Here is a 20,766-nt window from a genome sequence, read left to right on the forward strand (position 1 = left end):
TGCTGGACTGCGGGGATGCGACTCGCACTGCCGGCGCCTCTCGCCGAACGCCCGCCGATCCCCTTCCCGTGGATGGGCGCCATCGCGCCCGTGCTCGCGGCGGGTGTGCTCTTCGCGATCACCCGATCACCGCTGTCGCTCGCCTTCGCGGCCCTCGGACCCGTGATGGCCGTCGCCGCGCTCGTCGACGGACGCGTGAGCGGCCGCAGAGCGGCTCGCCTTGCGGCCGCGGCACGCGCTGACGCCCTCGCGCAGCTGAGTGTCGATGTCGCCGCCGAGCATGCGGCACTGCGGTTGCGCTGGGCGGCGACCGCGCCGACGGCTCGCGAGCTGCTCGAACTCGACTCGCTTCCGCCCGTGGCGGAGGGACGATCGCCCTCCCTTCGCCTCGGCACCGGGACGGTCCCGTCGGGCATCGATCTGGCCGCCGCCGCCGTGGCCGACCGACCCATCGCCGAGCACGCCGCGCGCGTGCCCGATGCGCCGGTGGTGGTGGATGCGCAGGGCGGCATCGGGATCGTCGGGCAGCCGGCGCTCGCCGAAGCGCTGGCGCGCGCGCTCGAGGTCCAGCTCCTCTGGCTCGGGCACGGCCGTGGTGGCGCGGCCGGCGGGCTGATCCGGCGCGGCGGCAGCGCCGCGGAACTCGCGCCGGCGTGCGAGGTCCTCGTCGAGATCGACGGACCCACGCGCGCGCACCTCATCGGAAGTGCGGACGAGTTCGTGCCCGAGCTGCTGAGCGGGGCCGAGATCGCGCGATTCCGACGGCGGGCCGTCGCGAGCGCGAGCGAACCGCCGACACGGTTGGCGTTCGCCGCGCTGCCCGGTCGCGGCGAGGCTGACGGCACCGAGAGGGGCCCCGCATCCGGACTCGCGGCACGGTTCGCCGCCACGGCATCGGGCGCGCTCGAACTCGACCTCGTGGCCGACGGCCCGCACGCCGTCGTCGCGGGAACCACGGGCAGCGGGAAGAGCGATCTGCTCGTCTCCTGGCTGCTCGCGATGGCGGCCTCCCACCCGAGCGATCGGCTGGGCATGCTCCTCTTCGACTTCAAGGGAGGAGCGAGCTTCGACCGGCTCGACGGGCTGCCGCACGTGCGCGGCATCGTTACCGACCTCGACGGTCCGATGATCGACCGCGCCACCGCCGGCCTGGCGGCCGAGATGCGCCGCCGCGAGCACCTGCTACGGGAGCGCCGTGCCCGGTCCGTCGACGACTGCCCCGACCTCGCGAGACTCGTCATCGTCGTCGACGAGTTCGCTGTGCTCCTGGGTGCGAACGATCGGATGCACGCCTTGTTCACCGACATCGCCGCCCGAGGTCGCTCGCTCGGCATGCATCTGATCCTCTGCACGCAGCGCCCCAGCGGCGTGATGCGCGACTCGCTCCTCGCCAATTTCGGTCTCCGGATCTCGTTGCGCGTGGTCGACTCGGCCGACAGCTCCGCCGTCATCGGGACGCCGGCGGCTGCGGCGATCCCGCGGGCTCTTCCCGGGAGGTGCTGGGTGGCGCTGCACGGCGAACCGCCGATCGAGGCCCAGGTCGCGCTCGTGTCCGTCGCGGACGCCGCCGCCGTGGCGACGGAGGCGCGGATGCTGGGCGCGACACCGGCCGAGATCGCCTGGCTTCCCCCGCTTCCGGAGCGGCTCGACCTCGCCTCCCTCCTGCGCGAGCCCGAAGCGGCGGGCCTGCACCACCCTGCGGTCCTGCTCGGGCTCGGCGATCTCCCCGAGGAGGGACGTCAGCCGCCCGCGGTGTGGGAGCCGACCCGTGACGGAGGTCTCGCGGTGGTCGGATCTCCCGGATCCGGCCGCAGCACGGCCGCTGCGACGATCGCCCACCAGCTCGGCGTGCCCGTCCTCGCCGGAGGAGGCCCCACGGGTGCGGAGACGCTCTGGGACGCGCTGACCGACGAGGGCACCGAGCCGCTGGTGATCGATGATCTCGACGCCGCGTTCGACGCCCTGTCCGACGAGCACTCGGCCGTCGTGCCGGAACTGTTCGCGGCGATGCTGCGGCGGCGCCGTCGGGCGGTCGTGGTGACCGCGACCTCCCCGGTCGGCGGGGGTTCGCGCTCCATCGCCGCCCAGCTCGGCGCGACCCTCGTGCTGCGCGTGTCGTCGCGGGACGAGCACGTGCTGGCGGGCGCGCCGGGGGCGCTGTTCGATCCGAGGATCGGCGCGGGCGCCGGGGTGTGGCGCGGTGCGCGGGTGCAGGTCGCGCTCGCCGGGGCGGTCCCGATGCGTCACGGTGCGGTCCCGACGCGTCACGGTGCGGCGCCCGACGTCGGCTTCGCCCGCGGGAGCGTCACCTGTCTCGTGACGACGACACCGGGGGACCGGCTGACCTCGCTTGCGCGGATGCCGTCACTGCTCGCGATCGACGCCCGTGGGCTCGGTCCGCAGGAGATCGGCGCGGCTCTGATCGTCGACCCCGGCACGGCGGTGGTCCTCGTCGCCGATCCCGAGACCTGGCAGCGATCGTCGCCGCTCTGGGCTCTGGTCACCACGCTCGCCTGCGTCTACGACCGGTGCACCGTCTCCCAGTTCCGTCTGGTCTCCGGTCAGCGGACCCTCCCGCCCGCCCTGATACCGGGGAACGACCGGGTGTGGGTCGTCCGACCCGAACAGCCCGTCACCCGTGGAGTCCTCGTCACCGACGCAGGACGGGACCCGGCCGGGTGACGCGGCTGACCTCAGCGGGCGAGCACGCTCTCGACGGACACCGATTCGAGGCCCTGGGCCGACGCGACCGCCGCGTTCACGACGGAGCCGTCGAACACATTCAGTCCGGCCGCGAGTGCGGGGTCGGAGGCGAGCGCCTCGCGCCAGCCCTTGGCCGCCAGCGCGCGAACGTAGGGGAGCGTGGCGTTGGTCAACGCGTAGGTCGACGTGTTCGGCACCGCGCCCGGCATGTTGGCGACGCAGTAGAAGAGCGACCCGTGCACCGGGAAGGTCGGGTCGGCATGCGTCGTCGGCCTCGAGTCCTCGAAGCAGCCGCCCTGGTCGACCGAGATGTCGACGAGAACACTGCCCGGCTTCATCCGCGAGACCAGGTCGTTGCTCACCAGTTTGGGAGTCTTGGCGCCGGGCAGCAGGACGGAGCCGATGACCAGGTCGGCCTCGAGAAGGGCGCGCTCGATCTCGTAGCTGTTCGATGCGACCGTCTTCACGCGTCCCGCGTAGAGGGCGTCGAGTTCGCGCAGACGGAACAGGTTGGTGTCGAGCACCGTGACGTCGGCTCCCAGGCCGACGGCGACGGACACCGAGTTCGTTCCCGCGACACCGCCGCCGAGCACGACGACCTTGGCCGGTCGGGTGCCGGGCACACCGGGCACCAGCAGACCGGGACCGCCGTTCGGCTTCAACATGGTCGTCTGGCCCACGAGCGGTGCGAGACGACCCGCGACCTCGCTCATCGGGGCGAGGAGCGGAAGCGAACGGCCGGGGAGCTGGACCGTCTCGTAGGCGATCGCGGTGATGCCCGAATCGAGCAGGGCTCGGGTGAGCTCGGGCTCGGCCGCGAGGTGCAGGTAGGTGAACAGCACGAGGTCGCTGCGGAACCGACCGTACTCGGACTCGATCGGCTCCTTGACCTTGAGCAGCAGGTCGGCGCTCGACCACACCGTCTCCACGTCGGCCAGCGATCCGCCCGCCGCGACGTACTCCTCGTCGGTGATCGACGAGCCGACTCCGGCCCCCGTCTCGATGACCACCTCGTGCCCCGCCCCGACGAGGTCGTGCACGCCGGCGGGAGTCACCGCGACGCGGAATTCGTTGTTCTTGATCTCTTTGGGCACACCGATGCGCATGGTTTCAGCGTATCCGCTGGTCCCGCCCGTGACGATGGAATCCGCGGAAGTTGGCTCCCCGCACCGCGGATTTCGTGAAGTTTGTGTTTCAACATGATCGATCTGCCCCGTGGCCGCGCCACAGAGCGCAACGCTGTGTCAGGATCGACCAACATCGTCACCCCCGACCCGAGGAGCGCACTTGAGTCCCCGTCGCGAACTGCCAACAGACCCCATGGTGCGAGAGATCGTCCGTCAGGCACGGGCGTGGCAGGTCGGGCGGCGCGGCTTCCTCGCCGGCGCCGGCGCCTCCGCGGCAGCGCTCGCGCTCGCGGCGTGCTCGACGGGCACCTCCGCCCCGCCGACCGCGGCGAAGGACAACTCAGCCAGTGACAAGACCCTCAACTGGGCCAACTGGCCCGCCTACATCGACGAGGACGACGACGGCAACTACCCGACGCTCGACGCCTTCGAGCAGCAGACGGGCATCTCGGTCAACTACCTCGTCGATGTCGACGACAACAACACCTACTACGCGAAGGTCCGCGACCAGCTCGCCCTCGGGCAGGACATCGGGGCGGACACCGTCTGCCTCACCGAGTGGATGGTCGCCCGTCTCATCCGGTTCGGCTACGTGCAGGACCTCGACGAGGCGAACATCCCGAACAAGAAGAACCTCACAGCCACCCTGGCCGACCCCGACTTCGATCCCGGCCGGGCGAAGAGCCTCCCGTGGCAGGGCGGCTTCGGCGGCATCTGCTGGAACAAGGAGGCTCTGCCCGACGGCATCCGCACGGTGAGCGACCTATGGAACCCCGAGCTCAAGGGCAGGGTCGGCGTCCTCAGCGAGATGCGTGACACGCTCGGCCTGATCATGCTCGAGAACGGAGTCGACATCACCGGCGACTGGGGCTCCGACGAGTTCCAGGCCGCGATGGACACCTTCAGCGAGCAGGTCGCGAGCGGGCAGATCGCCGCGGTCAAGGGCAACTCCTACCTCGAGGACCTCGCCTCCGAGAACACGCTCGCCGCGATCTGCTGGTCCGGCGACATCACGGTCCTCAACGCCGAGTCCGGTGACAAGTGGGAGTTCATGGTCCCCGAGGCGGGCGGCACGTTCTGGAACGACACCTTCGTCGTTCCGGTGGGCTCGACGCGCAAGACCAACGCCGAGACCCTCATGAACTACTACTACGAGCCCGAGGTCGCGGCGCAGGTGGCCGCGTGGGTCAACTACGTGACCCCGGTGGCCGGCGCCAAGGAGGCGGCGGAGGCCATCGATCCCGAGCTCGCGGCGAACCAGCTGATCTTCCCCGACGACGACACCCTCTCCACCGTCCACCCCTTCCGGTCGCTGACCGCACAGGAGGAGACGGAGTTCCAGGCGGAGTTCCAGAAGGTCCTGCTCGGCTGACATGGCACGCGCAGCCTTCGCCGACTCCGGCGCCGATCTCCAGCTGATCGGCGTGCGCAAGGAGTTCCCCGGCTTCACCGCCATCGACGACCTCGATCTGACGATCCCCGCGGGATCGTTCTTCGCGCTGCTCGGCCCGTCCGGATGTGGCAAGACCACGACCCTCCGACTCGTCGCCGGCCTCGAATCGGCGACCGCCGGCAGCATCCTCATCGGCGGCAAGGACGTGACGCGCGAGAAGGCGCACCAGCGCCCGGTGAACACGGTCTTCCAGAGCTACGCGCTGTTCCCGCACATGACGGTCCTCGAGAACGTCGCCTTCGGGCTGCGCCGTCGCGGCATCGGCGACCCCGTGGCGAAGGCGCACGAGGCGCTCAAGCTGGTCGAGCTCGACCACGTCTCCTCTCGCAAACCCGCACAGCTGTCGGGTGGCCAGCAGCAGCGCGTCGCGCTCGCCCGCGCCGTCGTGAACCGTCCCGCCCTGCTCTTGCTCGATGAGCCGCTCGGCGCGCTCGACCTCAAACTGCGACGGCAGATGCAGCTCGAGCTGAAGACCATCCAGGGCGAGGTCGGCCTCACCTTCCTGCACGTGACCCACGACCAGGAGGAGGCCATGACCATGGCCGACACCGTCGCGGTGATGAACAAGGGACGCATCGAGCAGCTCGGCGCACCGGAGGAGCTGTACGAGCTGCCGCGGACGGCGTTCGTCGCGACATTCCTCGGTCAGTCCAACCTGTTCGCGGGCGAGATCGTCAGCGCGGGTGACGATGTCGTCGCGATCGACGTCGCCGGTCGCCGGATCGCCGTGCCGACCTCGCGCACGCGGCGGCGGTCGGGACGGGTCGTACTCGGTGTTCGGCCCGAGAAGCTCCTGCTGCACACCACCGCCCCCGACTACGACTCGACCGTCAACTCGATCGGTCCCGGCCGGGTGCTCGACGTGTCCTTCAGCGGGGTCAGCACGTCCTACCTCGTCGCCGTGCCCGGCTTCGGCACGGTCACCGTGTTCGCGCAGAACATGGTCTTCGGTCCCGTCGTCACGGTCGGCGCGGAGGTCTGGCTGAGCTGGAGGGTCGAGCACGGCTTCGGCCTCGACGACGACCCGGCCGATCTGCCGCAGCTCGCCCTCGACAGCGACTCCGAGGCGAGCCTCGACGAGCAGCGCCACCGGGCCGTGCTCGCCGCCACGGACGCCGAGCTGTAGTCCGCCATGGCGATCGCGGCCTTCGCGCCCACGACAGCGGGTGCGCCACAGGGTGAGACGAAGCGGGGCGGACGCACCGCCCTGTTCCTGCTCATCCCGTGCATCGCGTATCTCGCGCTGTTCTTCCTCGCACCCCTGATCTCGCTGGTGCTCACGTCGTTCCAGGCGCCCCGCCTCTACGGCGACATCGGACAGTACGACTACGCGTTCCGGTGGGAGAACTACGCGGATGTGATCGGCGAGTACTGGCCGCAGATCCTGCGCTCTTTCGGCTGCGCCCTCGCCGCGACGGTGATCGCGCTCATCATCAGCTACCCCCTCGCCTACTTCATCGGCGTCACGATGCGGCGGTACTCGCTCGCGCAGAGTCTGCTGCTCGTGCTCGTCGTCGCGCCGTTCTTCATCAGCTTCCTGCTCCGCACCCTCGCGTGGAAGCAGATCCTCTCGAACGAATCGCCCATCGTCCACGCCCTGCAGGCGGTGTCGCTGCTCGGGCCGGGGGAGTACTTCATCGGCTCACCCGCCGCGGTCATCTTCGGTCTCGTCTACAATTTCGTTCCGTTCATGACGCTCCCGCTCTACGCGTCGCTCGAACGGCTCGACTCTCGACTGCTCGAGGCCGGCAGCGACCTCTACGCGAACGCGTTCACGACCTTCCGGACCGTGACGCTGCCGCTCTCGATTCCGGGCATCGTGTCGGGGACGCTGCTGACCTTCATCCCCGCCGCCGGCGACTACATCAACGCGAGCCGCGACTTCCTCGGTTCTCCCGACACGTCGATGCTCGGCAACGCGGTCGAGGCGAACTTCCTCGTGCTGCAGAACTTCCCGGCGGCCGCCGCGCTGTCCATCATCCTGATGGGCGCGATCCTCATCCTCGTCGCCGTGTACGTGCGGCGCAGCGGAACGGACGAACTCGTATGAGCGGCGAAGGCCAGGCGGGCGTCGCGATCGCCGACGCCATCGCCGCCCCTCAGAAACCGGCATCCCGTCGGCAGAGGCCCCGCGGCGGCACCTGGGTGCTCGGCGTCTTCAGCGCGATCGTGCTGATCTACCTGCTCATCCCGATCGTCTACACGATCGTGTTCTCGTTCAACGACTACCGGCGCACGAACATCGTCTGGCGCGGCTTCACCCTCGACAACTGGCTGGGGGTCTGCAACGCGCAGGGCGTCTGCCAGGCCTTCGCCAACAGCATCCTGATCGCCGTCGTCTCGACCGTGGTCGCGACCGCGATCGGGACAGCGGCGGCGATCGCGCTGGCCCGCTACCGCTTCCGGGCCAAGTCGGCGGTCACCCTGCTGATCTTCCTGCCCATGGCAACCCCCGAGGTCGTGCTCGGCGCCGGGCTCGCCGCCCAGTTCCTCACCGCCGGGGTCCAGAAGGGGATCGCGACGATCATCCTCGCCCATGTGATGTTCTGCGTGAGCTTCGTCATCGTGACGGTCCGGGCGCGCGTCGCGAGTCTCGACCCGGCGATGGAGGAGGCGGGACGCGACCTCTACGGTTCGCCCGCGCAGGTCTTCTTCCGCATCACCCTGCCCCTGCTCGCACCGGGTATCGCCGCAGCAGCCCTGCTGTCGTTCGCGCTGAGCTTCGACGACTTCATCATCACGAGCTTCAACTCGGGGCCCGTGTCGACGTTCCCGAAGTTCATCTACACGGCCGCCGCCCGGGGGATCCCCGCTGAAGCGAACGTCATCGCGTCCGCGATTTTCCTTCTCGCCCTGGCCGCGGTACTGATCACCCAGATCGGCGCAGCCGTCCGCCGCAAGCGGGTATCCACCCGCTGACTCGCCCACTTCAACCAGTGCGGGGCGCGCAGCACTGCCCGAAGTGGGCAGTTCGCGCAGGTTAGACGGCGGTGACGCGGATCTCGCCGACCGGGACTCCGCCGCCCCGCACGGCGAGGTCGAGGCGTGCCCGTACGCGCGCGAGCGCGGGGGCGTCGATCGCGCCGACCGAGGCGAGCAGCTCCACGGCGATGGCGGCGGCTGCGCGGCCATTGCCGTCGAGCACCTTCACCGCGGCCGTCGTGCCGTCCTCGAGCGCCGCGACGAGGAGGCCCTCCGCACCGACCTTCGCGAGTGCGCCCAGCTCCTCGATCAGCACGGCGTCGGGTCGGTCGCGACCGCTGATCAGATGAGGGTGCTCGAGCACTGCGTCGACGAGGGTCGCGGCGTCGCGGTAGAGCGGCCAGGGCGAATCGTGCTTCGTGGTCCGCATCCGCGCGTAGCCTGCGGCGAGACCCTGCAGGGTGATCGCGTAGACCGGCAGCCCGCAGCCGTCGATGGCCGTGGAGCTGATGTGCTCGCCGGTCATCCGCTGGATGACCTCCCGGACCCGCTCCTGCAGAGGGTGGTCGACATCGAGGTAGCTGTCGCGATCCCAGCCGCTCGCGACGCAGGCCTGGAGCATGGCGGCGTGCTTGCCGGAGCATTCCATGAACACGGCCATCGGGCCGTGCCCGCTGAGCACCAGCTCGTTGCGTGCCTCGAGGTCGTCGGGCCAGGCGGGAGGGCACTTCAGGGTCGAGAGACCGAGCCTCGCTTTGCCGAGGATGCGGCGGACGGTCTTCGACTGCTCGACCGTTCCGCGGTGGCTCGCCGTCGCGACGACGAGCTCGACACTGTTGAGCTGAGCGCCGCTCGCGAGCGAGGCGAGCGCCTGGAACGGCTTGAGGGTGGAGCGCGGGAGAACGGGAGCATGGGAGTCGCCGAGCTCGCGGAGCACCTCGCCCTCCGCGGAGATCACGACGGCGGAGCCGATGTGCCGCGACTCGACGAAGCCGCTGCGTTCGACCACGGCGAGCTCGACGGCGTCCTCGACGGCGAAGGTGCCTCGTTGAGGCGTTGCGGCGTTCACATCGACTCCGGGCGCGCGGAGACGACGACGAAGGAGCGCACCCCGGATCAGAGTGTCGCGAAGCCGTCGGCGAGCACGCCGAGAGCCTCATCGAGCTGGTCGTCGGTGATGGCGAGACTCGGCAGGAAACGCAGTACGTTGCCGTAGGTGCCCGCCGTCAGGATGAGCACGCCGTTCTGCGCCGCGTAGGCCGCGAGCTTCGTCACCGCTGCCGCGTTCGGCTTCTTCGTGCTGTCTCCCGTGCCGGGTTCGACGAGCTCGATGGCGACCATCGCGCCGATGCCCCGGATGTCGCCGATGATGTCGTACCTCTCGGCGATCGCCGAGAGCCCCGCCTTGAGCCGCTTCTCGATGCGGCCGGCCTCGGCGAGCAGGTTCTCTTCACCGAGCAGTTCGAAGACCGCGACGGCGGCCGAGGTGGCGACCGGGTTGCCGCCGAAGGTGCCCCCGAGCCCGCCGGGCTGCGACGCGTCCATGATCTCGGCACGGCCCGTGACGGCCGCGAGGGGGAGACCGCCCGCGATCCCCTTGGCCGAGAGCACCATGTCGGGGACCCAGCCGAAGTGCTCGCTCGCGAAGTAGGTGCCGGTGCGGCCCATACCGCTCTGAATCTCGTCGGCGATCATGACGACGCCGTTCGCGGTCGCCCACTCCTGCAGAGCGGGGAGGAAGCCCTCGGCGGGGACCATGAAGCCGCCCTCGCCCTGGATGGGCTCGACGACGAGCGCCGCGAGGTCGGTCGCGCCGATGTGCTTCTCGAGGTAGGTGATGGTCCGGGCCGCCGCCTCCGGCCCGGAGAGACCGTCGTGGTAGGGGTACGAACTGGGTGCGTGGTAGATGTCGCCGGGGAAGGGTCCGTAGCCGGTGCCGTACGGCATGGCCTTGTAGTTCATGGCCATCGTGAGGCTGGTGCGCCCGTGGTACGCGTGCTCGAGCACGGCGATCGCCCGGCGACCGGTGTACTTGCGTGCGATCTTCACGCCGTTCTCCACCGCCTCTGCCCCCGAGTTGATCAGCATCGAACGCTTCTCGAAGTCGCCGGGTGTGTGCTCGGCGAGGAGCTCGGCGACGCGGACGTAGGACTCGTACGGGGTGATCGTGAAGAGGGTGTGCAGGAAGCTGTCGAGCTGGCCCTTCGCCGCCTCGACGACGGGGCCGACCGTGTGTCCGATCGTGGTGACGCCGATCCCGGCGCCCAGGTCGATGAAGCTGTTGCCGTCGACGTCGACGAGGAGCGCGCCGTGCGCCCGGTCGATGTAGACGGGGAGTGCGGAGTGCACGCCAGGGGGAACCACCTTGCGGCGACGCTCCTGCAGCGCCTGCGACTTCGGGCCGGGGATGGCGGTGACGATCCGGCGGCCCGTCGGCACGTCGAGAAGGTCGGTGGAGGAGGTCGGAAGGGCCGTGTCAGTCATCGCTGCAGATTCTACGCCGCCCGGATCGGGCATTCCCGGTGGGGCTCGGTAGCATCCTGACCATGGCTTCCGAGCACTCCTTCGCCCTCGACCTGGAGTGGGTCGGCAACCGTGGGACGGGCACCAGCGGCTACCGCGAGTACGGACGGCAGGGGGTTCTCAGCGCACCGGGCAAGCAGCCCATCGACGGATCGTCGGCGCGGGTCTTCCACGGCGACTCCGACCGTTGGAACCCCGAGGAACTGCTCATCGCCGCCCTCGCCGAATGCCACATGCTGTCCTACCTGCACACCGCCGTCCGGCACGGCGTGACCGTGCTGGGGTACACGGACTCGCCGACGGGCACGATGGTCCAGGAGGGCAACGGCGGGCACTTCACCCGCGTCGTGCTGCGCCCGGCCGTCCGCATCTCCGACCCGGCGCAGATCGAACTGGCGCAGTCGTTGCACCGCGAGGCGAGCGCGGACTGCTTCATCGCCGCGTCGGTCAACTTCCCGGTGGATCACGAACCGACGACCATCGCCGACTGATCCGCGTCCCGGGCCCTTCCGTCACCGCTCCGGCGGTGCGACCCAGAAGGCGTCGAGGCAGGGATCTCCGTCATCGCGGGTGAGGCACTGCCCCATCCAGGCCGGGAAGCGGGATGCGGCGGGATCGCCGAACCAGTCGGTGAAGATGCGCCAGAAGTTGCGGTTGCCGTAGGACGAGCACGCGTCGCCGTCTCCGTAGAGATTGGCGAGCGCCGCGTCGTTGGGCTGATACGGCGTGTAGAGGTAGAGGTTTGCGGTGGCCTGATTGCGGATCTCGACGGGACCCGATCCGCACGATGCCTCGGGGTTGTAGAGCACATCGTTGGTCCCGATCGCGAAACCGCGGTCGGTGGGGAAGAGCGTGTACTGCCGGAACTGCCAGGCCGCGTTGTAGACCTGATTGAAGAAGCCGAAGTACTCGGTGTCGCAGTCGGCCGTGTCGGGGCAGGCGTAGCCCATCGCCCGCTCGTAACCGGAGGGGTTCGGCCGGGTGATGAGCGACTGCTCCTTCTGGAGGAGGACGAGCAGCACCTCGGGGTTGATACCGCAGGCGCGTGCGACGCCGGCGATAATCACCGCCGCGGACTCCCATTCGTCTCCGACGTACCGGCCGCAGTGGCCGGCTCCGACAGCGGGGACATCCGGTGTGCTCTGCCGGTAGTCGGCGAGGCAGTCGACGCCGTCGACGGGCCGGCATGCCGTCTGCTCGAGGAAGGCCTGCACCTCGGCCGCGGTCATCGCCGTGTCGTCGTAGAAGCGCTCGTCGCTGATCAGGAAGCCGGGGTCGAAGTCGGCCGAGTCGGCGGCGCGCAGAACCACGAGCGAGGCGCTCTGCGTGCCGGAGGTCGGCGCGACCGCGCTGGCTGAAGCGGCGGACTGCGGCGCCTCGGGGATGCCGTGCGGCAGGGTGAGTGCGGCCAGGATCACGACGGCTCCGGCGGCGACGGTGCTCCAGATCCCCGGCATCCCACCACCGTAACCCGGCACCCTGCGCTCGGGCCCGCCCCACCCTGACATCGCAGACCCGACGCCGTGGATTGGATCACCTCACCCGCGACGGGCGTTCCGGGCATGCGCGCACGTTGCGGCCGGCCCCGAGCGCCGGAACGTGCGCGCGCCCGCGCTCGCGCCAGGCCTCGCTCATCAGGCGCTCGCTGATCGGGTGCGCGAGGATGGGGCCATGCGACGTGTGCTCATCCTCGGCTCGACCGGATCGATCGGAACCCAGGCCCTCGAGGTGATCGCCGCGAACCGCGACCGGTTCACCGTCGTCGGGCTCGTCGCAGGCCGCAACGCCGACGCGCTGGCAGCGCAGGCCGAGGCGTTCGGTGTCGGCGCAACGGGACTCGGCGTCGAAGACGCGGTCCGCCTCGTGCAGGACCTCGACTGCGACGTCGTGCTCAACGGCATCACCGGCTCGGTCGGCCTCGCGCCCACCCTCGCCGCGCTCGAGTCGGGGCGCACCCTGGCGCTGGCGAACAAGGAGTCGCTCATCGTCGGCGGCGACCTCGTGACGCGGATCGCCGCGCCCGGGCAGATCGTCCCCGTCGACTCCGAGCACTCGGCGATCGCCCAAGCCCTCCGATCCGGACTGCACACCGAGGTGCGACGGCTCGTCCTCACCGCGTCGGGCGGTCCGTTCCGCGGGCGCTCGCGCGAGACCCTCGACGACGTCACCCCCGCCGAAGCGCTCGCGCACCCCACCTGGGACATGGGCCGTGTCGTCACCACCAACTCGGCGACCCTCGTGAACAAGGGCCTCGAGGTCATCGAGGCGCGCCTGCTGTTCGACATCGACTACGACAGCATCGACGTCGTCGTCCACCCGCAGTCGATCGTGCACTCCATGGTCGAGTTCGTCGACGGATCGACCATCGCGCAGGCATCACCGCCCGACATGCGCCTCCCGATCTCACTCGGCCTCGACTGGCCGCACCGCATCGCGGGGGTCGGGGTGCCGCTCGACTGGACGACGAGCTCGAGCTGGACCTTCGAACCCCTCGACGAGGAGGCGTTCCCGGCGGTCGCCCTGGCCAAGGCGGTCGGCAAGCGGGGCGGCACGTTCCCCGCGGTCTACAACGCGGCCAACGAGCAGGCCGTCGAGGCGTTCCACGATGGCCGGATCGGCTTCCCCCGCATCGTCGAGACGATCCAGGCCGTCGTGGAGGCGCATTCGGAGCCCCTGGGCGAGCTGACCTACGAGTCGCTGCTCGAGGTGGAGCGGGCTGCACGAGCCGGCGCCGATCAGCTCATCGCGGGCTGACCCGGCGGTTCAGCCCTCGCCGATCCAGCGCTCCCACTGCTCCCGCAGGGTGCGCCCGAGTTCGCCGAGCGGGTCGTCCGTGCCCGAACCCGGTCCCGACGAGTCGGAGTCGGACCCGGGTCCCGAGTTCTCGGACTCCTCCTCCGCCTCGCGCTGGCGCTGCTCCTCCTCGAGACGCTCCTGCTCGAGCTGCTGCTGACGCTCGAGTTCGGCCTGCCGCTCCGCGCGCACCGCGGCGTCGATCTGGGTCTCGACGTTCTGAATCGCGGTGATCATGTCGCGATACGCGCCCGAGGTGACCTGATCGGCGGTCGCGGCGAGATCGAGGTGCACCGAGGCTCCGTCGAGAGCGGTGGCGGCACCGTCGAGGTCGGGCACGGCCGCGGCGGTCGCGACGGCGAGCACATCGTTCTGCAGGGTCTCCTGCGCCGAGTAGGCGAAGCCGTCACCGCCGACGGTCTGCTGCAGGGCGGTGAGACTGGTTCCGAGGTCGCCGTCGACCACGGGATACGCGGGCACCGGCGGCTTCGGCGGGTCGACGAGCGAGCTGATCGCGGGCCACAGCGCGATCGCGGCACCGCAGGCGACGACGAGTGCGATGACGAAGATCACGAAGCGACGCCAGAGCGTGCGTCGGCGGGTGCGGGTCTCGGGGCTCGCGCCCGGTGACGGCTCGACCGAATCGACGGGCTCGAACCAGTCGGGCTGCGGGGGAGCGACAGGGGGAGCTGACGCCGGCCGTCCGCCGAGCACCTCGGTCGGCATCGATTCCCGGTACGGGTCGGTGGAGACCGCCTCGGCCGCGACGGGCAGCACCCGGGTGCGCTCCTCGGCGCGCCCGAGCACCTCGGTGCGCGCCGTCTCATCGCCGGCGGGGATGACAGAGATGGCGGCGTCCCGTTCGGCGAATGCGGCGCCGATGACCTCGGTCGCGGCCGTGCGCTCGCGGGTCTCGTCATCCGCGGCGGGATCGACGGCGGTGCCGGGACCGGATCGGAACGGGCCGTAGGACGCCCACGCGCTGAGGCCGTCGGCGACCTGCGCAGCGCTCGCCCTGTCCCGCGGATCGCGCGCCGTCATCGCCGCGAGGAGTTCCGCATCCTCGCGGTCGAGGCCGGCGGGAAGCCGGGGAGCCCGGACGGTCCGTGCGATCGCCGACTCGGTCCGCGAGCCGCTGAAGGCGCTCTCGCCGGTCAACGCCTCGATCAGGACGAGACCGAGCGCGTACACGTCCGTCGCCGTTCCCACGGCTTCGCCCGCCACCTGCTCGGGGCTGAGATACGCGGCGGTCCCGATGACGGCGCCGGCCTCGGTCAGGTGGGACTCGTCGACGATGCGGGCGATGCCGAGGTCTGCGAGCTTCGCGTGCCGACCGCCGTCGTCGCCCCGGAAGACCAGGATGTTCTCGGGCTTGATGTCGCGGTGCACGATGCCGCGCGCGTGGATGTAGGCGAGGGCCCTCGCCACGTCGTCGATGAGGTCCACGACCTCCGCGGGATGCAGCACCCCGTCGCGGATGAGGGCCGCAAGGTCCTCTCCTTCGACGAGCTCGAGCACGAGGAACGCAGGACTCCCGTCGTCGCCGTCCGCGGCGTCGTGCAGGGTGACGAGCGACCGGTGATTGAGCGCCGCGAGCGTCCTGATCTCGGAGCGGACCCGACGCATGTCGCGCGCCTCCGCGACGTCGGGACGGAAGAGCTTGAGTGCGACCTCGCGGCCGAGACGCTCGTCGTAGGCGCGGAACACCTCCGCCATGCCGCCGCGACCGATGAGCGGACCGAGCGTGTAGCGGCCCGCGATGGTGCGCGGAACCGGCAACGACCTCGTATCCATGCCCTGCCTCTCCTCGCCGGCGTTCTGCCTACCATCTTCAGTCGTGAGAGCGCCGGGGGCGAGAGCGTCGGACAGTCGTTATCGCATCGTGGCGGCGCGGCGCGCCCCACGCTCGGATGCCCGTCAGCGTGCGGATCGAGGGGGCCCGGGCGCGGTCGGACGACAGCGCGAGGCGTTCGGCCGGTTCATAGCCATCCGCGGCTAGTGTGCTCGGCGTGGAGATACTGGCCTATGTGATCGGCGTGCTCGTCGTCGTCGTCGGGCTCGTCGTCTCGATCGCCCTCCACGAGGTCGGACACCTCGTCCCCGCCAAGCTGTTCGGGGTCAAGGTCACCCAATACATGATCGGCTTCGGCCGCACCCTGTTCTCCTTCCGCCGCGGAGAGACCGAGTACGGATTCAAGGCGATCCCTCTCGGTGGCTACATCGCGATGATCGGCATGTACCCGCCGACCGCGAGCGGCGACCGCGCACGCAACGCCACGACGGGCATCTTCAATCAGCTCGTGCAGGACGCGCGGGATACCAGCGCCTCGACCATCGGCGAGGACGAGGACCACAGGGCCTTCTACCGGCTGGCGATCTGGAAACGCATCATCATCATGCTCGGCGGGCCGACCATGAACCTGCTCCTCGCCATCGTCTTCTACTCGATCGTGATCATGGGCATCGGGATCCCGACCACGACCACGACGATCGGGTCGATCTCCGAGTGCGTCCTCCCGGCGACCAGCACGCGGCAGACGTGCGAACCCGGCGACACCGCGGCTCCGGGGGTCGCAGCCGGCATCCAGGTCGGCGACCGCATCGTCAGCATCGACGGGGCGCCGATCGATTCGTGGGAGCAGGCGACCGCGGTCATCCGCGATTCGTCCGACGAGGAGCTCAGCATCGTCGTCGAACGCGACGGCACCGAGCAGACTCTCACCGCGACCCCGACGCCCACCGCGCGCTACGAGTACGACGCCGACGGCAACGAGGTCGTCGGATCGGACGGCCAGCCCGTCATCACCGAAGTCGGCGTGCTCGGCATCGGGTCGCTGCAGACCATGCAGCCCCAGCCCGCCAGCGCGGTACTCCCCGCGGTGGGCAACAACATCTCGGGCGTCGTCGGCATCATCGCCAACCTGCCTCAGCGCCTCATCGATGTGGGGCAGGCCGCCTTCGGCTCGGGGGAGCGCGACCCCAACGGCCCGCTGAGCGTCGTCGGCGTCGGGCGCCTCGCCGGCGAGATCGCCGCGGCCGACACCATCCCGATCGCGTCCCGCATCGCGACGGTGATCGGCATCCTCGGATCTCTCAACGTGGCGCTCTTCGTGTTCAACCTGGTGCCGCTGGTGCCGCTCGACGGCGGGCACATCATCACCGCACTGTGGGAGGGCCTCAAGCGCGGGTTCGCCCGCATCCGTCGCAAGCCCGATCCCGGGCCCGTCGACGCCGCACGCCTCATGCCGCTGACCTTCACCGTGGTCATCGTGCTGGGGGCGATGAGCGCGCTCCTCATCTACGCCGACATCGTCAAGCCGATCAGCGTCCTCTGACCCCGGACCCGCATACCCCCCGGATCGAGGAGATCAGGGGGATCTCGCGAGGTTTCGGCTCGACTCACCTGCCGGCGGCACGATCTGTGCTGGCGGCCGCGCGGTACTCCGCGAGGAGTAGTCGGGGATGGCTCCCGCGGGCGATGTCCCGGAGCACGGCCGCGGTCTAGCATCGCCCTATGCCGGGCTCGGACTTTCCGCGAGAACTCGCGTGGATGCGGGACGATCGTCCGGTCCACCGCGGTTCGCCCCGCGCTCGACTCCTCATCCCCGCGATCTTCGCCTTCCTCGTGCAGGTGCCGTTCGCCGTCGTCCAGGCGGCGCGCAGCGCTGACGGGCCGGTACTCGTCGCCCTCGGTGTGCTGGCCGCCGTCATCGGACCCGTCGCTCTGCTCGCATCCCGGCGCTTCCCGGGTCCCGTCGCCGCCGTCTGCGCCGCGGCGGCGTCGCTCGACTTCCTGATCGAGCCGAGCGGCGGCTCCGGCTTCGGGCCGCCGCCGGTCGCCCTCGCGTTCGCCGTCGCGCTGGCCGTCATCCGGGGCGCCCGCGTCTGGGCCTTCGCGAGCATCGCCGGTGTCTGGCTCACCGTGCTGACGGCCGGGATGTTCGTCGGTTCGAGCTGGCACCCGATGCGCTTCATCGCGATCACCGTCGGACTCCTCATCGTCGGTGCCATCGCCGAGACGATCCGCACCCGCCGCGATCGCTGGGCCCGCTACCAGGCGGAGGCGCGCAGGACCCGGATCAGCGCCGAGCAGTCCGAACGCGTGCGAATGGCGAGGGAGCTGCACGACGTGCTCGCCCACTCGCTCTCCTCGATCAACGTGCAGGCGAGCATGGGGCTGCACCTCATCGAGTCGCGGCCCGAGCGCGCGGCCGAGGCGCTCGCGGCGATCAAGACGGCCAGCAAGGACGCACTCGACGAGGTGCGCTCCGTGATCGGCGCGCTGCGCTCGGACGACAGCGGCAGCGCGCCGCGGCGCCCCGAACCCGGGCTCGACCGGATCGCCGAGCTCGCCGAGCCCGCCCGCGCCAGCGGCATCGATGTCGAGATCGACGACCGCGTCGGAACGCCGCCGTCGACGGCCGTGCAGCTGGCGCTCTATCGGATCGTGCAGGAGAGCATGACGAACGTGGTCAGGCACTCCGATGCCCGCCGGGTCACCGTGACGATCTCGGACAGGGGTGACGACATCGAACTCATCGTCGTGGATGACGGGTCGGGCGGCGATCCCGGAGCGCCGGCGCCGGATGCCCGCGGCCTCATCGGCATGCGGGAGCGGGCGGCGCTGCTCGGCGGCACGCTCGACGCAGGCCCGATCCCGGATGGCGGGTTCCACGTCCGGGCGGTCGTTCCCCGAGGCGGCCGGTGACCGCCATCGATGCCGGCAGCACTCGCATCAGGGTCGCGATCGCCGACGACCAGCAGCTGATCAGAGGTGGTTTCCGGGCGCTGCTCGAAGCGGAACCCGACCTCGAGATCGTGGGGGAGGCGGGAACGGGCGCCGAGATCGTGGCACTCGTCGCCGCCACCCGCCCCGACGTGGTGCTGATGGATATCCGCATGCCGGACGGCGACGGGATCTGGGCGACCGAGCGGATCGTCGCCGATGCCCGATCGAGTGGCACGCGGATCGTCATCGTCACGACGTTCGAGCTCGACGACTATGTGATCGGTGCGATCCGGGCGGGCGCGAGCGGGTTCCTCGTCAAGGACACCGAGCCGGTCGAGCTCATCCGGGCGATCCGGCTCGTCGCCCGAGGTGACGCTCTGCTGTCGCCCGGTGTGACCCGCAGCCTCCTGTCACGTGTCGCCGACGGGATGCGGCCGACGACGGCGCCGCCCGAACTCGCGGCCCTCACCGAGCGCGAGCGGGAGGTGCTGCTCAAGGTGGCCACCGGGCAGAGCAATGACGAGATCGCCCGCGAACTGCACCTGAGCCCGCTCACCGCGAAGACGCACGTGTCGCGCATCCTCACCAAGCTCGGGGCCCGCGACCGTGTCCAGCTTGTGGTCATGGCCTACGAGTGGGGTCTCGTGAGGGCCGGGTTCCAGAAGTAGCGGACCCTTCATTTCGCTTCGCTCAATGGGCGGGCCCGCCGGTCTGGCCCGCCCGCTGAGTGCAGCGATGCGAAGGGTGCCCCTCCGCCCGCCCGCTGAGCGCAGCGATGCGAAGGGCACCCCTCCGCCCGCTGAGCGCAGCGATGCGAAGGGTGCGTGCTGGCCCGCCCGCTGAGCGCAGCGATGGGAAGGGCACCCGGCGAGTGAACCCCTCATTCCGATGCGCTCGATGCGCTGGCGTACTCCGTGAGCAGTACCGATGATTCGTCGCGGCGGCCGATTCGCCGCCACCCCCGAGCGGCGAGCGTTGAAGTGCGCGGTCACAGGGGCCGCGCATCGACGAACGGATCCTCCATGATCACCACAGCTCTCACCGCGGCCGCCATGCACGGCGGTCCATGGGCCGCCGGATTCGGCTGGCTGTTCTTCCTCATCCCGCTGTTCTGGATCGGGATCCTCGCCCTCCTCTTCGCCGTGATGCGCCGCCGCTTCCGCGGCAACTGGGGTCCCGGAGGCCCGGGCGGACCCGGTCAGTGGGCGCACGGCGAGTCGGGCGGTGTCCGCGCGGCCGAGAAGACCCTCGCCGAACGGTTCGCCCGCGGCGACATCGACGAGGTCGAGTACCGGGCGCGGCTCGAGGTCCTCCGCGCCGGCTGACCGAGCACACCCGGGCGGGCGTCCGAGCCGGCGCCCGGGTGACGCGCTCTAGGCTCGGTCCCATGCAGGCAACGCTTCTCCACGGCGAACGCGACATCCGACTCGAGGAGGTGCCCGACCCGAAGCTGTCGAGCGGCATCGATGCCATCGTGCGGGTGACCGCGTCGTGCGTGTGCGGCTCCGATCTGTGGGGCTACCGCGGAGTCGCGCCGAGCCGCGGTCCGAAGCGCATCGGCCACGAGTTCATGGGCGTCGTCGAGTCCGTCGGCGATCGGGTCGGCAACGTGAAGGTCGGCGATTTCGTGATCGCCCCCTTCTACGACTGCGACATGACCTGCATCAACTGCCGCAACGGGTTCAGCACGTCCTGCCTGCACGGCGGATGGTGGGGTGCCGACGATCGCGACGGCGGCTTCGCCGACGGAGGCCAGGGCGAGTTCGTCCGCGTCCCGCACGCCGACGGCAGCCTGACGGTGGTGCCGGGTGGAACCCCCGACGCTGCTCTCGTCCCGCACCTGCTCACTCTCGCGGACGTGATGGGAACCGGTCACCACGCCGCCCTCAGCGCCGGTGTGCGAGAGGGGTCGACCGTCGTCGTCGTCGGCGACGGGGCGGTGGGGCTGTGCGGTGTGATCGCGGCCAAGCGTCTCGGAGCCTCCCGCATCGTCGCCATGTCACGGCACGCGTCGCGTCAGGCGCTCGCCCGGACGTTCGGCGCGACCGACATCGTCGAGGAGCGGGGCCGCGACGGCATCGAACGCATCCGCGAGCTGTTCGACGGCATCGGCCCCGACAGCGTCCTCGAGTGCGTCGGCACCGAGGAGTCGATGAACCAGGCCCTGCGCTCGGCGCGCCCGGGCGGCCAGGTCGGATTCGTCGGTGTGCCGCACCAGGCGCCGACCCTGCCGCTGCGCCGGATGTTCGACACGAACGTCGGCGTGCGCGGCGGAGTGGCGCCGGTGCGCAACTACATCGACGAGCTCCTGCCCGATGTGCTGAGCGGTGCGATCCAGCCGGGCCTCGTCTTCGACCTCGAGCTGCCGCTCTCGGAGGTCGCCGAAGCCTACGCCGCCATGGACGAGCGACGAGCGGTCAAGGTCCTTCTGCGCCCCTGACGTCCCCCGAGCCGCGTCTGCACGGATCAGGACCGCTTCCGCGGATCAGGACGAAACTCGATCCAGGTCCTGATCC

The 20,766-nt window shown here is 70.4% G+C and carries 17 protein-coding genes; 12 read left to right on the forward strand and 5 right to left on the reverse strand.

Annotated elements, in window-relative coordinates; translation table 11 throughout:
* Positions 1-15: 15 nt before the first annotated feature.
* Positions 16-2,682 (forward strand): FtsK/SpoIIIE domain-containing protein, encoded by a 2,667-nt coding sequence (locus DDQ50_RS07430; RefSeq protein ID WP_116755973.1) that lies wholly within the window; start codon positions 16-18, stop codon positions 2,680-2,682.
* 11 nt (positions 2,683-2,693) lie between these two features.
* On the opposite strand, the gene ald is transcribed toward DDQ50_RS07430, so the two are convergent.
* On the reverse strand, positions 2,694-3,809 hold the full coding sequence (gene ald, locus DDQ50_RS07435; protein ID WP_116755974.1) for an alanine dehydrogenase: 1,116 nt from the start codon (positions 3,807-3,809) through the stop codon (positions 2,694-2,696).
* Positions 3,810-4,023: 214 nt separating this feature from the next.
* Between ald and DDQ50_RS07440 the strand changes: the two genes are divergently transcribed.
* Genes DDQ50_RS07440 through DDQ50_RS07455 form a run of 4 tightly spaced genes read left to right on the forward strand, consistent with a single transcriptional unit; the run spans position 4,024 to position 8,202 of the window.
* Positions 4,024-5,202, forward strand: coding sequence for an ABC transporter substrate-binding protein (locus DDQ50_RS07440; protein ID WP_116755975.1), 1,179 nt, complete (start codon positions 4,024-4,026; stop codon positions 5,200-5,202).
* A gap of 1 nt (position 5,203) precedes the next feature.
* A complete protein-coding gene (locus tag DDQ50_RS07445) occupies positions 5,204-6,409 on the forward strand; it encodes an ABC transporter ATP-binding protein (RefSeq protein ID WP_116755976.1) in 1,206 nt (401 codons plus the stop codon).
* A 6-nt stretch (positions 6,410-6,415) separates the two neighbouring features.
* On the forward strand, positions 6,416-7,333 hold the full coding sequence (locus DDQ50_RS07450; RefSeq protein ID WP_116755977.1) for an ABC transporter permease: 918 nt from the start codon (positions 6,416-6,418) through the stop codon (positions 7,331-7,333).
* Positions 7,330-8,202, forward strand: a complete 873-nt coding sequence (locus DDQ50_RS07455; RefSeq protein WP_116755978.1) for an ABC transporter permease — start codon at positions 7,330-7,332, stop codon at positions 8,200-8,202. The genes DDQ50_RS07450 and DDQ50_RS07455 overlap by 4 nt, the downstream gene beginning before the upstream one ends.
* A gap of 61 nt (positions 8,203-8,263) precedes the next feature.
* On the opposite strand, the gene DDQ50_RS07460 is transcribed toward DDQ50_RS07455, so the two are convergent.
* Together DDQ50_RS07460 and gabT are read right to left on the reverse strand one after the other, a co-directional pair.
* Positions 8,264-9,274 carry an asparaginase gene (locus DDQ50_RS07460; protein ID WP_116755979.1) on the reverse strand — a complete coding sequence of 337 codons (1,011 nt, stop codon included), beginning with the start codon at positions 9,272-9,274 and terminating at the stop codon, positions 8,264-8,266.
* A 47-nt stretch (positions 9,275-9,321) separates the two neighbouring features.
* Positions 9,322-10,689 (reverse strand): 4-aminobutyrate--2-oxoglutarate transaminase, encoded by a 1,368-nt coding sequence (gabT, locus tag DDQ50_RS07465; RefSeq protein ID WP_116755980.1) that lies wholly within the window; start codon positions 10,687-10,689, stop codon positions 9,322-9,324.
* 62 nt (positions 10,690-10,751) lie between these two features.
* Here gabT and DDQ50_RS07470 point away from each other — a divergent pair, with 62 nt between their 5' ends.
* On the forward strand, positions 10,752-11,219 hold the full coding sequence (locus DDQ50_RS07470; protein ID WP_116756175.1) for an OsmC family protein: 468 nt from the start codon (positions 10,752-10,754) through the stop codon (positions 11,217-11,219).
* A gap of 21 nt (positions 11,220-11,240) precedes the next feature.
* Here DDQ50_RS07470 and DDQ50_RS07475 read toward each other — a convergent pair whose 3' ends face one another.
* Positions 11,241-12,185 (reverse strand): hypothetical protein, encoded by a 945-nt coding sequence (locus DDQ50_RS07475; protein WP_116755981.1) that lies wholly within the window; start codon positions 12,183-12,185, stop codon positions 11,241-11,243.
* A 214-nt stretch (positions 12,186-12,399) separates the two neighbouring features.
* On the opposite strand from DDQ50_RS07475, the gene dxr reads away from it, so the two are divergent.
* Positions 12,400-13,482, forward strand: a complete 1,083-nt coding sequence (gene dxr / locus DDQ50_RS07480) for a 1-deoxy-D-xylulose-5-phosphate reductoisomerase (RefSeq protein WP_116755982.1) — start codon at positions 12,400-12,402, stop codon at positions 13,480-13,482.
* Between the two features lie 9 nt (positions 13,483-13,491).
* Here the strand turns inward: dxr and DDQ50_RS07485 are convergent, their stop codons facing one another.
* Positions 13,492-15,315 (reverse strand): serine/threonine-protein kinase, encoded by a 1,824-nt coding sequence (locus DDQ50_RS07485; protein ID WP_116755983.1) that lies wholly within the window; start codon positions 15,313-15,315, stop codon positions 13,492-13,494.
* 221 nt (positions 15,316-15,536) lie between these two features.
* Here DDQ50_RS07485 and DDQ50_RS07490 point away from each other — a divergent pair, with 221 nt between their 5' ends.
* The 5 genes from DDQ50_RS07490 (at position 15,537) to DDQ50_RS07510 (ending at position 20,690) form a co-directional block, all read left to right on the forward strand.
* Entirely contained in the window at positions 15,537-16,856 is a 1,320-nt protein-coding gene (locus tag DDQ50_RS07490; protein ID WP_116756176.1) for a M50 family metallopeptidase, read from the forward strand.
* Between the two features lie 179 nt (positions 16,857-17,035).
* Entirely contained in the window at positions 17,036-18,229 is a 1,194-nt protein-coding gene (locus DDQ50_RS07495; protein WP_116755984.1) for a sensor histidine kinase, read from the forward strand.
* Positions 18,226-18,918 (forward strand): response regulator, encoded by a 693-nt coding sequence (locus DDQ50_RS07500; protein WP_240614271.1) that lies wholly within the window; start codon positions 18,226-18,228, stop codon positions 18,916-18,918. Before DDQ50_RS07495 ends, DDQ50_RS07500 begins: the two co-directional genes overlap by 4 nt.
* 354 nt (positions 18,919-19,272) lie before the next feature.
* Positions 19,273-19,575, forward strand: a complete 303-nt coding sequence (locus DDQ50_RS07505) for an SHOCT domain-containing protein (protein WP_240614272.1) — start codon at positions 19,273-19,275, stop codon at positions 19,573-19,575.
* 62 nt (positions 19,576-19,637) lie between these two features.
* Positions 19,638-20,690, forward strand: a complete 1,053-nt coding sequence (locus tag DDQ50_RS07510) for a zinc-dependent alcohol dehydrogenase family protein (protein WP_116755985.1) — start codon at positions 19,638-19,640, stop codon at positions 20,688-20,690.
* Positions 20,691-20,766: the final 76 nt, after the last annotated feature.

Source organism: Amnibacterium flavum, from assembly GCF_003097495.1.
GTDB lineage: Bacteria > Actinomycetota > Actinomycetes > Actinomycetales > Microbacteriaceae > Naasia > Naasia flava.